General features: G+C 68.9%; 13 protein-coding genes. 4 read left to right on the top strand and 9 right to left on the bottom strand.

All coding sequences use genetic code 11. The features are described from left to right. Positions 1 to 5 precede the first annotated feature (5 nt). The 4 genes from ACLM5J_RS03255 to ACLM5J_RS03240 all read right to left on the bottom strand — a co-directional run bounded on the left by ACLM5J_RS03255 (position 6) and on the right by ACLM5J_RS03240 (position 4,975). Positions 6 to 167 (bottom strand): hypothetical protein, encoded by a 162-nt coding sequence (locus tag ACLM5J_RS03255; RefSeq protein WP_413654584.1) that lies wholly within the window; start codon positions 165 to 167, stop codon positions 6 to 8. Positions 168 to 194: 27 nt separating this feature from the next. After that, positions 195 to 1,616: an SIR2 family protein gene (locus ACLM5J_RS03250; RefSeq protein WP_413654583.1), complete on the bottom strand. Its 1,422-nt coding sequence runs from the start codon at positions 1,614 to 1,616 to the stop codon at positions 195 to 197. Positions 1,617 to 1,693: 77 nt separating this feature from the next. Then, entirely contained in the window at positions 1,694 to 4,180 is a 2,487-nt protein-coding gene (locus tag ACLM5J_RS03245; RefSeq protein WP_413654582.1) for a hypothetical protein, read from the bottom strand. Between the two features lie 30 nt (positions 4,181 to 4,210). Further along, positions 4,211 to 4,975, bottom strand: coding sequence for an IclR family transcriptional regulator (locus ACLM5J_RS03240; RefSeq protein WP_413654581.1), 765 nt, complete (start codon positions 4,973 to 4,975; stop codon positions 4,211 to 4,213). A 149-nt stretch (positions 4,976 to 5,124) separates the two neighbouring features. Between ACLM5J_RS03240 and ACLM5J_RS03235 the strand changes: the two genes are divergently transcribed. Then, positions 5,125 to 6,195: an MBL fold metallo-hydrolase gene (locus tag ACLM5J_RS03235; protein ID WP_413654580.1), complete on the top strand. Its 1,071-nt coding sequence runs from the start codon at positions 5,125 to 5,127 to the stop codon at positions 6,193 to 6,195. A 50-nt stretch (positions 6,196 to 6,245) separates the two neighbouring features. Here the strand turns inward: ACLM5J_RS03235 and ACLM5J_RS03230 are convergent, their stop codons facing one another. Next, a complete protein-coding gene (locus ACLM5J_RS03230) occupies positions 6,246 to 7,439 on the bottom strand; it encodes an MFS transporter (RefSeq protein WP_413654578.1) in 1,194 nt (397 codons plus the stop codon). A gap of 54 nt (positions 7,440 to 7,493) precedes the next feature. Further along, entirely contained in the window at positions 7,494 to 7,979 is a 486-nt protein-coding gene (locus ACLM5J_RS03225; RefSeq protein ID WP_413654577.1) for a PGPGW domain-containing protein, read from the bottom strand. A 58-nt stretch (positions 7,980 to 8,037) separates the two neighbouring features. On the opposite strand from ACLM5J_RS03225, the gene ACLM5J_RS03220 reads away from it, so the two are divergent. Beyond that, complete coding sequence (locus tag ACLM5J_RS03220) at positions 8,038 to 8,880, top strand: PhzF family phenazine biosynthesis protein (RefSeq protein WP_413654575.1); 843 nt, start codon at positions 8,038 to 8,040, stop codon at positions 8,878 to 8,880. Positions 8,881 to 8,892: 12 nt separating this feature from the next. On the opposite strand, the gene ACLM5J_RS03215 is transcribed toward ACLM5J_RS03220, so the two are convergent. From ACLM5J_RS03215 to ACLM5J_RS03205, 3 genes are all read right to left on the bottom strand, one after another. Beyond that, positions 8,893 to 9,393, bottom strand: a complete 501-nt coding sequence (locus ACLM5J_RS03215) for an ion channel (protein WP_413654574.1) — start codon at positions 9,391 to 9,393, stop codon at positions 8,893 to 8,895. An 83-nt stretch (positions 9,394 to 9,476) separates the two neighbouring features. Beyond that, entirely contained in the window at positions 9,477 to 10,148 is a 672-nt protein-coding gene (locus ACLM5J_RS03210; protein ID WP_413654572.1) for a LuxR C-terminal-related transcriptional regulator, read from the bottom strand. Next, complete coding sequence (locus tag ACLM5J_RS03205) at positions 10,127 to 11,398, bottom strand: sensor histidine kinase (RefSeq protein WP_413654571.1); 1,272 nt, start codon at positions 11,396 to 11,398, stop codon at positions 10,127 to 10,129. Before ACLM5J_RS03205 ends, ACLM5J_RS03210 begins: the two co-directional genes overlap by 22 nt. A 108-nt stretch (positions 11,399 to 11,506) precedes the next feature. Here ACLM5J_RS03205 and ACLM5J_RS03200 point away from each other — a divergent pair, with 108 nt between their 5' ends. Together ACLM5J_RS03200 and ACLM5J_RS03195 are read left to right on the top strand one after the other, a co-directional pair. After that, on the top strand, positions 11,507 to 12,247 hold the full coding sequence (locus ACLM5J_RS03200; RefSeq protein ID WP_413654569.1) for an ABC transporter ATP-binding protein: 741 nt from the start codon (positions 11,507 to 11,509) through the stop codon (positions 12,245 to 12,247). Further along, positions 12,244 to 14,124, top strand: a complete 1,881-nt coding sequence (locus ACLM5J_RS03195) for an FtsX-like permease family protein (protein ID WP_413654567.1) — start codon at positions 12,244 to 12,246, stop codon at positions 14,122 to 14,124. The genes ACLM5J_RS03200 and ACLM5J_RS03195 overlap by 4 nt, the downstream gene beginning before the upstream one ends. The last annotated feature ends 21 nt before the right edge of the window (positions 14,125 to 14,145 follow it).

Below are 14,145 nucleotides of genomic sequence, written 5' to 3'. Positions count from 1 at the left end.
GTCAGCTACTTCTTGCTTGCCTCTGTCGTGCTCTTCGTCGGCGCGGAGGGCTTGCGGGAGGAGGAGGTAACGAACCGGCCCGTGATGGCGCTGCGACTCACCGCTGAGCCGACGCGCCAGGTGCCGTTCGACATCTGCTGAACCGAGGTCTTGGCGGTGGACTTCACAAGGACACTCCTTCCGTTGCTCTTACGCTACACCTGGGACTTGATGGCGTCGGTCACCTCGAGCCGCGCTGACCAGTCGTTGGCGAGACCCGCGAGGACTTCGAACCAACTGTCGAGGTCGTGGTCGCGCAACAGACTGGGCGTGGCCGACGAAAGCACCGCCGTGGCAAAAGGAGGGCCTCCGGGCACCGCGACGGTGATGGGTGACGCGACAACGGACCGCCAGCGCCGAGTTGAGTCCGGGTCATCGACCGGCTCTCGGGCAACCACGTCGTCGACGGCGAGGCATTCTCCGGCGATCCAAGGACTGTCGAAGTTTGCGGGAATGCGTTTCAGGTGGGCGGGATCCTTGTAGAGCCGATCGGGCCCAGCCCAACGCACCAACTCGCCAGCACCATTGGCAATCCAGAGCGTCAGATTGGCGTCCGCGCCAAGGGCCGCAGCGAGGCGTCGTCGGTCGCCTTCCAGAGCATCTGAGTGCAGCCTCTGGGCTCTCTCGAAGTCCTGACAGAGCCTGGCCCAGAGACTTGATGCCCTCACCTGGGGAGGGCGGTAGTCGCTGGCTTCCTCGTAGGAGAGCTCCCGGATGGCCTGCGCTGAGTCCGAGTGATCGTGAAGCAGAATCGGCTCGATTCCGACGGAGCGCCACTGTTGTTGGAGTGCCCCCTTCACGTGGGTGAACTGAGTTCGTGAGAGACCCATACCGGCTCGTGACAGCAGGGCCATCACCCGCGCTCCGGGATGATCCCGAGTGAGGTTGAAGATCCATTCACGCATGTCTGGGTCTCGGTAGGAGGTTCCGACGAGGATGAGGGGCCCGCGCTGCAACGCCTGCTGGAGCTCTCCGAACTGCCAGGACTTGGTGGAGAGGCCCACGAAATCGGAAAGACCGAGGATGACGTCGGTGGCTGGCGCGTCGGCGTCACGCGCGATGGCCCCGTGCAGATGGTGGACCTCGACGCTGTCTGCGTCTCCGCGAGGAGTTGCGCTCGCTCGCGTGTACGGACGCTCTTTGCGGCCCTCCTCCTGGAGAGCGGCGGCAACGGCCTCTTCGAGGAGTGTGTCGAAATTCAAGGTGAAGAGACGGGTAGAGCCGGGAGTTCGCTCTGCGGCGAGGCGTGCGACGGCTCGGTGGAGAGCAGAAGGAAACACCTCGGTGTGCTCTGCGTAGAGAGCGGAATGGAGCAGTGCGGGCCACGCGTCGTCGCCCACGGCTGCACGGGCTGCCTCGACGGCCAGCATTGGATCCTGGCCGCGGAGGAACGCACGCGCCACGCTCGGGTCATCGATCACGTTGCTCCGACAGAGCAGATTGACAGCCAGCGTCTCCCAGTCGGGTAGCCCGACGGTCATGGAGGCACCCGCTCCGAGCAGAACGGACAAGCTCCCGCCCGCCAGCAGAGCACGGAGGCTGCCGGTGGTCGTCGCGTCGAGGTCGGGGGCTGACATGCTCCGAGCTTCGCCGATGCCTCCGACAGTTCGAAGAGTGTGCCTGGGTTCAGGACACCCTGTGCACGGATTTGCTCTCAGCCGCGGACGGTGCGGAGCTTGCCGCGCTTCGTGAAGTTGGCCGCTACGGTGACCTTCTTCCAACGCACCACCTTGCCGGCACGGTTGCGGACCGGCTTCTTGGCGCAGAAGGTGTAGCTGGTGCCCAGGCGCTCGTAGGGCTGGCCGACGGCGGTCATCACCGCGTTGGTGGTCATCCCGCGCTTCAGCAGCTTACGGACCTTCTTGAGCGGCTTGCGGAGCTCCGGGTTGCGGCACGAGTCGGCGCGGACGCCGTGGGCCCGCTCCCACGTCTGCAGATAGGCCTCGGCGCCGCGGATCATGTCGTCGTTGATCGCGGTGCTGCCGCTGACCTTGGTGAGGTCGGCGATCCAGTCGGGGTAGAGCCCGTAGTGCGCGACGCCGTCCGTGTTGATGTCGAACTGCCGCGAGCCGCTGCGCTGCCGGTCCACCCGGACGCCGTTGAACCCGGTCACCGGGTAGGTCACCTTGTTCTTCACCTTGGCGCCGCGCGGCATCGCCTGTTGGGCCAGGCCGTTGATGTCGGCGCCGAAGCCGAAGCCGAAGTAGTACCGCTTGTTGGCCCAGGTCAGGTGCCGCTTCCACTTCTCCACGAAGCCGGTCGCGTCGCCGGCCATCGGAGCCACGAACCCACCCATGTTGTAGATCCGCGGGTAGGCGTCCGGGGTCGACCAGGAGTGCGAGGAGACCACGCCGGAGTACCGCTTGCGCTCCAACAGGTCGAGCGTCGCGGTCCGGGCCTTCACGCTCATGTGGTCCGGGTCGATCAGCATCTTCTTGCCGACCATCTGCTCCAGCACGTTGACGCCGAGGTCGGTCAGGCCACGCCGGTTGCAGTGCGAACCGCTCGGATAGATCGGCAGCGCAGGTAGGGAGAGGCCGAGTTTGGCGACGGCACCGAAGAGTGCGTCCTGGGCTTGGCCGCCGGTCAGGTCCGGTACGCCGAGTTGTGCCTTGTCGGTGGAGTCGCCGGCCTTCGGGTCACAGGCGCCCATCGACCAGAAGCTGCCGGTCTCCAGGAAGTTGGCGAGGTTCACCAGGGGGCCGATACCACCCTCGTCGCCGGCGACGCCGGCCAAGGCGTTGTCGAACTTGTTCACCAACTCCATCTGCCGCACCCCGAGGCCATACAACTCGTTGAGCCCACTGCGGATCTGCTTGATGTCGCAGGCGGCGATGTCGAGCTTCATGGTGCAACCGAACGGGATGCTGACCTCGACACCCATGATGATCGCGAGCTTGCCCTGGTTGATCACCTTGCGGGCTTGGAACGGGTCGGTGACGATCCGGTACCAACCCTTGCCGGGGCCGCCGTACTGGGCGTCGATATACCGCTCCAGTTCGCGCATCCGTTTCGCCTGCAGGCGCGCGGAGTCCATGTCGTTGCAGGAGTTGCGTTTCGCGGGATAGAGGTTGCAGAGCTGGCCGTTCTCCACCAGCAGGTTCACCATGATCCGCTGGCCACCGCGCCAGGCGCGCTCCAGCCACTTGTAGTAGACGCCCTCGTGGGTCAGTGCGTCCGGCTTCGGCCAGCCCTTGAAGGTCGGCCAGCCGATCGGGTCGCGGGTGCCGCCGCTGAGAGCGAGGTCGAGGACGCCGCCCTTGGTGCCCTGCTGGCTCAGGTCGCTGCAGTCGGGGAGCGCGTACGGCGCTCCGTACTTGTGCCACGGGCGGCCACAGTGCACCTCGCCGCCGAGGAACTCGAAGGACATCCCGTGCACGTGCGGGTCGATGTAGCCGCGCACCTCCTGGAACGAGCTGACGCCGGCGTGCGGGTTACCGGAGACGTTGGTGTCGACCTCGGGGTAGACGGCGCAGCCGGTGGTGGTGCGCAGCGCGAAGAAGGTCGGCTCGGCACCGGTGCTGAAGGTGCCGCCCGCATACCGGAGCCAGGTGTCGGTGCCGGTGACGAAGGCGAAGCCCTTGCTGGACCTGCGGGTGCTCCACTCGGCGCTGGCCGACGGCTTCGCGGCCCAGCTGGCGGTGTTGTTGCCGCTGGCGGTCAGGAAGGTGCGCTGCGGGCTGTAGAGCAGGTTGATCCCGAGATCGGTCGCCTGGAACCGGGTGGCGGTGTTCCCGAGTCGGTAGCAGCCGCCGGCCACGGCGTAACGGTTCTCCGGGATGGTCTTCCGAGCCGAACGCAGCGACGTCCGGGTCAGCTTCGGGTCGCGGAGCTTGCGCTGCGATGCCGCGTATGAGGTGTTGCGCCGCGCCGCGACCGCCGTCGTCGGGTCGGCGGTGCCCTCGGTCTCCCCGGCCCGGGTGATCGTGTTCTTGGTGGCGGGATCGTCGTGCCGGTGGTTGTGGCCGTCGAGGGCGAGCCCCAGCGCCTCGGCAGCGACCTCCTTGCTCTGCGCCTCGTAGATGTCGCGCAGCGTATCGCCGCCCGTCATCCGCCACGGCGAGGCGACCAGGGCGGTCGCCAGCAGGGCGATCGAGAGCACGATCGAGAGCATCAGGTGGCGCAGGGAGCGATTCCGCATGAAACCCTCAACGAGGCACTCGGTGTCAGGTCACTCGGCAGGCTTGCTCCGCCCGGCCAGCCGATCACTCAGCAGGGCGGCCGCGCGACGGACGCCGTCGGCGTGCCGGCTGATCGGTTCCGCGCTCCGGGTGAAGGTCAGGGCGAGGCCGGCGACCGGGTAGTCGTTGTGGTCCAGGACGGCGGCGGCGACGCTGGCATAACCGGGTGTCACCTCGCCGTCCTCGGTGGCGAAACCGCGGGCCCGGGTCTCGCTGAGCACGGTGCGCAGACCGCTCAGTGACTGCGGCCCGATCCCATTGCGTGCCACGAACAGGGAGCGGTCCGGGTAGAGCGCCCGTACCTGGGCCGGGGGCAGCGCGGCCAGGATCGCCCGTCCGCTCGCCGTCAGGTAGGCGGGGAGCCGGACGCCGACGTCGGTGACCAGCGGGGGACGCCCGGGCGCCCGGTCCTGCAGGATGTACAGGACGTCGCCCCCGAGCAGTACCGCGAGTTGGGCCGACTCCCCGGTGGCGTCGACGAGTTCGGCGAGTCCGCGCCGGGCGACTCTGGCCAACGGCGCGTGCCGGGCGAACCCACTGCCGACCTCGAAGGCGGCGACGCCCAGCCCGTAGCGCTGCTCGTCGGGGAGATGGACGACGAATCCTTCGGCGACCATGGCGGTGATCAGGTGGTAGGCGCTGCTGCGTGGCAGGTCGCAGGAGCGGGCGATCCGGTCCAGCGGCACCGGTCCCGGTTGGGCGGCGAGGAAACGCAGCACCCGCAAGGTGCGGGTGGCGGCCGGGACCTGACTCATGGCACCAGCAAACAGGTTCCGCCGGTTTCGGGGCAATGGTGCCGGCCGTGGCACTCGGTGCCGCTTGGTCGGAGAACAAAACTCGACACCGAGTGCCACAGGCCGAGACATCCGGCCCGAAACCGCCGCGAGTTCGTAGAGTGTCAAGGGTGACCACTGGAGGAGTAGCAACGGGACATGCCATCTCGCCGGATTCCGGCGTGCACTGGGCCGACGAGGGAGCCTGGAAGGTTGCCGACGGGATCTACCGGATTCCGTTGCCGCTACCGATGGATGCGCTCAAGGCGATCAACGTCTATGTGATCGAGGGCGACTCCGGGCTGACCCTGATCGACGGCGGGTGGGCGATCCCGCAGGCGCGTGAACTCCTGGACACTTCACTCCGTTCGATCGGCTCTGGCTTCGGCGACATCAAGCAGTTCCTGGTCACCCATGTGCACCGCGACCACTACACGATGGCCGCTGTCCTCGGTGGCGAGTTCGGCGCCAAGGTCTCGTTGGGTATCGAGGAGCGTCCGGCGCTCGAGCTCCTGCAGAACGCCGCAGAGCTCACTCAGTCGCCCTTCTTCGCCGTGATGCGGACCGCCGGTGCGGCCGAGATCGCCGAGAAGTGGGATGCCGGCAACGACGGCGAGCTGCCTGACCTGACGCACTGGGCGATGCCGGACGTCTGGCTCGAGGGGGACCACGACATCGCCGTCGGCCCGCGCACCATCGACGCGGTCCACACGCCCGGTCACACCCCGGGCCACTATGTCTTCGCCGACCGCGCCGAGGGCGTGATGTTCTCGGGCGACCACGTCCTGCCGACGATCACGCCGTCGATCGGCTTCACGGTGCCGCCGGCCGACCAGCCGCTGTCGCAGTTCATGGCCTCCTTGGCGAAGGTTCGCGGCCTGCCCGATCTGCGGATCCTCCCGGCGCACGGCCCGGTCGCGCCGTCCACCTATGCCCGTGTCGACGAACTGTTGGCGCACCACGAGGATCGTCTCGACCAGTGCCTCGCCTCGGTGCGCTCCCGTGGTCGGGCGACGTCGCTGGTGGTCGCTCGTGACCTCGGTTGGACCCGCCACGAGCACGCCTTCGACACCCTTGACGTGTTCAGCCAGGGGATGGCCGCGATGGAGACGAAGGCGCACCTCGAGGTGCTGGTCGCCCGGGGCCAGGCCACCGCGATCGACGACCCCGACGGGATCATCTTCGCCCCGGTCTCGGCCTGACGCCGCCGGCTCTACGTCGTCGAACGACACCCCTTGTCCCAGCCCAACGGCTAGGACAGGGGGTGTTCTTCGTGGACGGGGACCAACGCCAGCGCGACGGCGGGGAAGAGTGCCGACGCCGCGAACACGGCCGCAAAGCCCAGGTGGGTGATCGCAACACCGGCTGCCGGCGGAACCGCGGAGGCGGCCAGGAACTGTGCGGTGTTGTGCAGGCCCATCGAGCGGCCCGACCAGCGCGGGCCGGCCCGTTCCGCGACGGCGGCGAAGGCCAGCCCGTTGTCGGCGACGGTGATCATCGAGGCCGCCAACAGTGCGGCGACCGCGACGCCCCAACCCAGCCCCGAGGTGGCGCCGAGCAGTAACAGCACGGCGATGCCCGCGATCGCGATCCAGCGGGTCGGCCGCATCCGGCTACCGACCCGGTCGGAGAGGTGGCCGGCGGCGATCCGGGTCACGGCGCCGGCCACTTGGGTGGCAGCGACCAAGGTGCCCGCGGCCGCCGGTGACCAGTGTCGTTCCTCGACCAGCCAGACCAGGGCGAAGGTCCAGACCAAGAACTGCGGCACCACCAACAGCACCGCGACCTGGTGGACCCGGCTCAGGTAGCTGTCACCCCGGTAGGGGTTGGCCGTCTCTGCGGCCGCAGCGGCGTTCCTCGGCGGGTCGATCACCACAGCGCCCACCAGTACCAGTGCGATCGCGGACGCGATCACCGGAACGGTCAGCGCCCAGGCGACACCCCAGTGCTGAGCGGTCACCGCCAAGGAGATCGCGGCCAGGCCGACGCCGAGTGGCTGCGAGGTCTGCCGGATCCCCATCGCCAGGCCACGTCGGTCCGGTGGGAACCAGCCGACGGCGACCCGACCACTGGCGGCCGATGTGCTGGCGGCGCAGGCGCCGGCAGCGAAGAGGGCGGCGGCCAGGGCGAGGGGTCGGTCGGGTGCGATGAATCGCGCGGCGACTGCAGCGCCGCCGGCCGCGGCGGTGGTGGCTAGGCCGGCGATCAGCACGAAGCGCTCGCCGCGGCGGTCGGTCAGCACGCCCCAGAGCATCAGCGCCACCATCACCCCGAGCGTCGGCGCGGCAGCTACTGAGGCTGCTGTCGTCAGGCTCATGCCTTCGTTGCGGAGTGCGGGGATCAGGAAGGGGGCGCCGTGGATCGTGAAGGCGGAGGTGGTCTGTGCGACGGTGCCCGCCATCAGGATCGACCAGCGGCGCGCGGGGGTGGGTCCACTGCCGGTCATGCTGACAGTGAATCACGAGTGTCATATTTCGAGACGGTTCGTCTCGTTATTTGGTCAGTCCTCGTGGAAGATCTCGTCCGCGCGCTCGATCTCCTTGGAGAGTGCGGCGACCGCCTCCGGCTTGCCGTGGAACCGTCGGAACGAGTAGACGATCAGCGCGATCGCGACGATTCCGGAGACGATCTGCGTGGTCCCGGTGGCGATTCCGCCGGGCAGCCACCAGGTCTCGGAGAACCACCACCAACTCGGCATGTCGGGCCGCACGATCCAGACCACGCCGCAGGCCATCAGGATCAGTGCGCCCGTGGTGGACATGATGATCCGGGGCCAGGTCTCCACGCCCTCGGCGGCGCCGCGTAGGGCGCGGAACTTGATCGGGTCGAGGCGCCGCTCGGCCCACTCGTACTGCTGCGACAGGATCGCCAGACCACCGAAGAGCATCAACAGACCCGGCCCCGGCAGGACCAGGGCGGCGATTCCGGCCAACACCAGAAGCCACCCGAGGATCTCCAGTGCAATGCGCTTGGTTGCGGCGATCATGCCCTTACTCTCGCAGACCGTTCCAGGCCGGCTACGGGTATCCGGGCAGGATGGAGGTATGAGCCCACGCAGCTTCCGTCAGGTCGATGTCTTCGCGCCCGCACCGCTGAGCGGAAACCCGGTCGCGGTCGTCCATGACGCCGACGGTCTCAGCGACGACCAGATGGCCGCCTTCGCGCGCTGGACGAACCTGTCCGAGACCACCTTCCTGTTGGCACCGACGGTGGCCGAGGCCGACTATCGCCTGCGGATCTTCACGCCCGGCGGCGAGCTTCCGTTCGCCGGACACCCGACGCTGGGCAGCGCCCATGCCTGGTTGGAGAACGGCGGTGTTCCGGCGACCGAGGGTGTTGTCGTCCAGGAGTGTGGGATCGGCCTGGTGGAGGTGCGCCACCAGGGCGAGGGGTTGGCGTTCGCCGCACCCGAACTACTGCGCTCCGGTCCGGTGGACGACGCCGTCCTGGCCGAGGTGTGCGCGGCGCTCGGCCTGGTCGCCGATCAGGTGGTCAGTGCCAACTGGGTCGACAACGGGCCGGGCTGGATCGGTCTCCGGCTGCGCAGCGCTGACGACGTGTTGGGGGTGCTCCCAGACGCCGCCGCGCTCGGCGACCACAAGGTCGGCATGATCGGGCCGCATCCCGCTGGTGGCCCGGCCGACTTCGAGGTGCGGGCGCTCTACCCGGACCTGGGTTCGTTCGAGGACCCGGTGACCGGAAGCCTCAATGCCGGCTTCGCTGTCTGGCTCACGCGCAGTGGCGAGCTCCCCGCGAGCTATCTCGTTCGCCAGGGCACCGTGCTGGGGCGCGATGGCCGGGTGCAGGTGAGTACCGATGCTGACGGCGTGATCTGGGTCGGCGGTGCGTGCCGAACCCTGATCGTCGGCGACGTCTCGCTCGACTAGTGACGCCGAGCCTCAGCTCTCCTTGCGGCTGTAGAAGTTCCGGCGCAACGCGGAACCGACCGCGGCGATGAAGACCAGGTTGAATGCCATGTGCGCCGAGACCACTGCGCGCGCTGCTTGGCCGGTCGGATGCACATCGCCGTATCCGGTTGTCGTTGTGGTGGTCAGGGTGAAGTAGAGCGCATCCAGTCGGGTCTCCAGACCGGTGAACTGCCCGGCCGAGTTGTTCGCCACCGCGAAGTAGATGAACGAGAACGCGATCAGCACGATCTCCAACAGGAGAACAAGGTTGAGGATGCTGAGCTTCGCTTCGGAGTCGCTGCGAGCAACCTCGCGAAAGAGGACCAGGGCGACGAGGGTGACCGCGACGATGGTCAGCACGAGGTTGGCGACCAGCCGGGGCAGGCTCTGGCCGGTGTGGACCGGCATTGCGAAGAAGACCACCAACGCAGCGATCAAGTTGAAACCGGCGGCAAGCCACGAGTGTCGGACGGTGATTCTGTCGTTCGCCATAGCGGATTCTGACACGCGTCGAACGAGCATGGAGAGGACTGCCGCAGGGCGTCCGGCGGGACGGCGTCGCCGCCGGTCAGCGCTCAGCCTCGTAGCCAGGCCAACACGGCGGAGACCCTGCGATCGCTGTCGTGCGCGAGGTCCAGCTTCGCGAAGATGTTGCCGACGTGCTTGCGGACCGCCGCCTCGCTGACCACCAGCGCCTCGGCGATCGAGGAGTTGGTGCGGCCTTCGGCCATCAGCGAGAGCACCTCGCGTTCCCGGTCGGTGAGGGAGCCGAGCGGGCCCGCGTCGCGACGCCGGGTGAGCAGTTGTCGCACCACGTCCGGGTCCACCACCAGGCCGCCGTCAGCGACCCGGTGCAGCGAGTCGAGGAACTCGCGGACATGGCCGACCCGTTCCTTCAGTAGGTAGCCCGTTCCGCCGGGACCGTCGGCTTCCAACAGGGCGTCCAGGTAGGCGTCCGCCACATACTGACTGAGGACCAGGATCGCGACCCCGGGATGCTCGGCGCGGATCGCTGCCGCCGCGCGTAGGCCTTCGTCGGAGTGGCCGGGTGGCATCCGGACGTCGGTGATCACCACATCGGGCAGGTCGTGGCGGACATAGGCGAGCAGCGCTTCGGCCGTGTCGACGGCGGCGAGCACGGTATGTCCGGCGCGCTCCACGATGCCGACCAGGCCTTCGCGTAGCAGCGCGAAGTCCTCGGCGACGACGATCCGCAACGGTCTGCTCAGGGCGTCGGCCACGGGCATCGCATCCTTACCGTCGTCGGCCCGCCGGTCGGGCTGTCGATCTCCAGGGTGCCACCGAGCGCGTCGAGCCGGTGCTGCAACCCGACCAATCCGCTGCCCTGGTTGGGATCTGCGCCGCCGACGCCGTCGTCCTGTACGACCAGGGTGAGCCACTCGCCCTCGGTGGCGCCGGTGATCTGCACCAGCTCGGCCTCGGCATGCCGGGCCACGTTGGTGAGGGCCTCGCTGACCACGAAGTAGGCGGCGGCCTCGGCACCGGCCGCGGCTCGTGGTGCCTCGATGTGAACGGTCGCCGGCTGTGGTGCCCGATCGGCGATCTCGCGGACAGCGGCCTCCAGTCCGAGATCGATCAGGACACGGGGATGGATGCCGCGGATGGTGGCCCGCAACTCGGCCAGCGCCTCGCGGACCTGGTCCTGGGCCCGCGCCAAGGCGTCCATACCGGGGCCATCGCCGATGTCGAGCTCGGCCTGCCCCAACGTCATGGAGAGCGCCACCAGGCGCTGTTGCACGCCGTCATGGAGATCGCGCTCGATCCGTTTGCGCTCCACCTCGAAGGCGTCGACCAGTTCGAGGCGCGAGGCGCGGAGTTCGCCGACCCGGCGGGCGAGCTCGGCATCGGGGGTGGTCAGCAACAGCCTGGTCAGCGAGGCCTGCGCGGCGGCCAACGCGGTCAGCAGATAGCCGCCGACGATCCAGATCACCGGGACCGCGATCGCCGCGAACGGCAACGCCTCCAGCGTGCTGTCGAGCTGCCACGGCCCTAGCACGACCACCGAGTCGAAGTGGGCGATCACCGGGGAGAGCGCCGAGGCGACGAGCAGGACCGCGAAGTTGGCCGCCAGGACCAGGTCCAGCAGCCAGCCGGCGCTGGCCAGCATCACCGTGAAACCGACCTCGCGGGCGGTGGGGCGGTAGCTCGCGCGGTTACGCCACCAGCTCATCGGGCCCCGGGGCAGGCCGCGCGGATCGGGCGGGACCGGCTGTCCCGGTTGCAGGAGCGGTAGACGTCGGCGCTCGCAATGCGCGACAGCAACGGCGATCAGGGGCAGGGCGAAGAGCAGTGGGATGCCGAGCAGCACCGGCGCTGTCAGCATGCCGACGATCACCAGGGTGAGGGAGCCGACCAGCGCCACCAGGCCGAGCAGACTGCTGCCCACGAGGTACCACCACGAGCGCAGCGCCCAGGTGCTGCGCGCCAGCTGCAGGGGGCCACGGCGTAGGGCGCGCCAGGCGTCGTCGGGTTCCACGCGGTCAAGAGTAGGCAGGAACTGACGGGTGCGGGGTAGCGCACGCGCTACCTTCGGCCGGGCGTCTGAGCCAGCGCGCGGGGCCGGGATCCGCGGTTGGCTCGAACCATGACGATCAACGATCAAGCACCGGTGGTGCTTCATGAGGTGGCGCGGCGCCACGGCAGCGGCGAGGGCAGGGTTGATGCCTTGCGCGGCGTGAGCCACACCTTCGGAGCCGGCACCTTCACGGCGGTGATGGGGCCTTCCGGTTCGGGCAAGTCGACGCTGTTGCAGTGTGCCGCCGGTCTGGAGGCGCCCGACGGAGGCCAGGTCTGGTTGGCCGGTCACCAGTTGGCGGCCCTGGACGAGAAACAGCGCACGATGCTCCGCCGCGACCAGGTCGGTTTCGTCTTCCAGGCCTACAACCTGCTGCCCGGGTTGAGCGTCGCCGACAACGTGGCGTTGCCCTTGCGGCTGGCCGGACGCCGTCCGCGCGGGTCGGAGGTACGGGGTGCGTTGGCACGGGTCGGGCTCGGCGACCACGCGCGTCGTCGTCCCGGCGAGCTCTCGGGTGGTCAGCAGCAGCGGGTGGCGTTGGCGCGCGCGATGCTGACCCGACCGCGGGTCCTCTTCGCCGACGAGCCCACCGGGGCGCTGGACCGCGGCACCGGACGGATGGTGCTGGATCTGCTGCGGCGTACCGTCGACGAGGACGGCGTCACGGTGGTGATGGTGACCCACGACCCGACCGCAGCCTCCTACGCCGACCAGGTGCTCTTCTTGGCCGACGGCCAGTTGGTCGGGATGCTGCCGCGTTCCGATGCGGACCGGATCTCCGCTGCGATGAACCAGCTGGAGCCGGCATGATCCGCGTTGCGGCGCAGACCGCGCGCCATGATCGCGGGCGGCACCTGGGCAGTGTGGCCGCGATCGGTCTGGGGGTCTGGCTGATCGGTCTGGTGGTGATGCTGATCGCTTCGACGGAGGTCTACCTGGCGAAGCTCGGCCCCGGCGACGAGGAGATCCGCACGGCATTGACCGACACCAACTCGTTGCTGGGAGTGATGGCGGGGTTCGCCGGCTTCATGGCGATCTTCGTGGTCTCCAGTACCAGCAGCTTCGTGGTCGCGGCGAGGGCACGTGAGCTCGGTCTGCTCCGTCTGGTCGGAGCGACCCCGCGGCAGGTCCGCCGGATGATCCGGCTGGAGACCCTGGTGGTGGCGACCGCAGCGTCCTTGCTGGGTTGCGGATTGGCGATCCTCAGCTTCCCGGCGGCGAGTTGGTTGATGGTGGAAAAGGGCTTGGCCCCGGGAGGTCTGCCGACGCCGTCCCTGGCCTGGCCGTTCCTTGTCGCCGCGCCGATCGGGATCGTCGTGGCCTTCCTGGGGGCACGGGGTGCGGCGCGTCGCGCGGCCCGGACGACGCCCGGCGCCGCCCTGCGCGAGGCCGACGAGATCGGTCGCGGTGTCGGCGTGGTGCGGATCGTGATGGGCGCGCTCTTCCTCGCGGGTGGAGTCGCGATGCTGGCCTTCATCCGGGCGGGGAACCCTGTCCTGGCACTGATGTTGGCGATCTTCGTGCCCGAGGTGATGGTGATCGGTCTGGTCTGCCTGGGCCCGGTCCTGCTGCCGCTGCTGGTCCGGGCGCTGACCATGCTGTTCCGGCATCGCCCGCTCGTTGCGGTGGCGCGGGAGAACGTGGCGGTACGGGCACGTCGGACCACGTCATTGGCTGCGCCGGTGCTGGCACTGTCGGCGATCGCGGGTTCGGTGGTGCTGGCCCTCTCCTTCGCTGCGGACTGGGAGGAGGGGGTGACCCGGCAGCGGCTCGCTGCGCCGCTGGTGGTGACCACCTCGAACGCGGACCAGGTGGCGCGTCTCGGCGAGGTCGACGGGTTGATCCGTGATCCGCGACAGTTGATCGGCGCCCGGGTGGGCGACCGCGATGAGGCCTACGAGACCGAGTTGGACGTGATCGACCTGCAGGTTTCGACGGCGCTGCGCGGGATCGAGGTGCGTCGTGGGGAGTTGGACCGCCTTTCCAGCAAGGAGATCGCGGTCAGCCGGTCGACGGCCTGGGACAACGGGCTCAAGGTGGGCAGCAAGGTGCCGGTGGAGTTCGGCGACGGCGACCGCGTCCGGATGCGGGTGGTCGCGATCTACGAGGACGCCGCCAATCTGATCGGCGAGTTCGCGGTCGGGCCGGCCGTGGGGCGGGCGCACGACGCCCAGTACACCGGGACCTGGTTCATCGACTCCATCGAACCGGTCGCGCAGATCCGGCAGAGCTGGTCGGACCGGGCCGGCGCGTTGCAGGTACGCGACGACTGGATCGCGGCACAGGACGACGCGATGCGTTCGCAGAATGCGGTCGGATTGTGGGCGGTGCTCGGTCCCACCGGGGTCTACTCGGCGCTGGCGATCGCGAACACGCTGCTGCTCGGCAGCGTGCAGCGGCGCCGCGAGTTCGCGGCATTGCGACTGGTCGGGGCGACGGCGGACCAGGTCCGCCGTCTCGTGGTGCTGGAGGCGTTGATCGTCTCCGGAGCGGCGCTGTTGTTGGGGGCGCTTATCACCGGGGTCACCGGTTGGCTCCTCCGGGCGCCGATGACCGAGGGCCTCGACGAGGTGGCGTTGACGGTGCCGTGGGGTGCCTTCGCGGGGATCGCCGGCGTCTGTGCAGGCGTGGCGGTGGTCGCCGCGGTGGCGGGATCAGGCCGTTTGGACGCCGTCCGCACGAAGTGACTTGCGTTGATTAAGGCACTA

The sequence above is a fragment of the Nocardioides sp. Bht2 genome (assembly GCF_047308515.1).
In the GTDB taxonomy this organism is placed as follows: Bacteria; Actinomycetota; Actinomycetes; order Propionibacteriales; family Nocardioidaceae; genus Nocardioides.
This window is presented reverse-complemented; position numbering and strand designations above follow the sequence as displayed.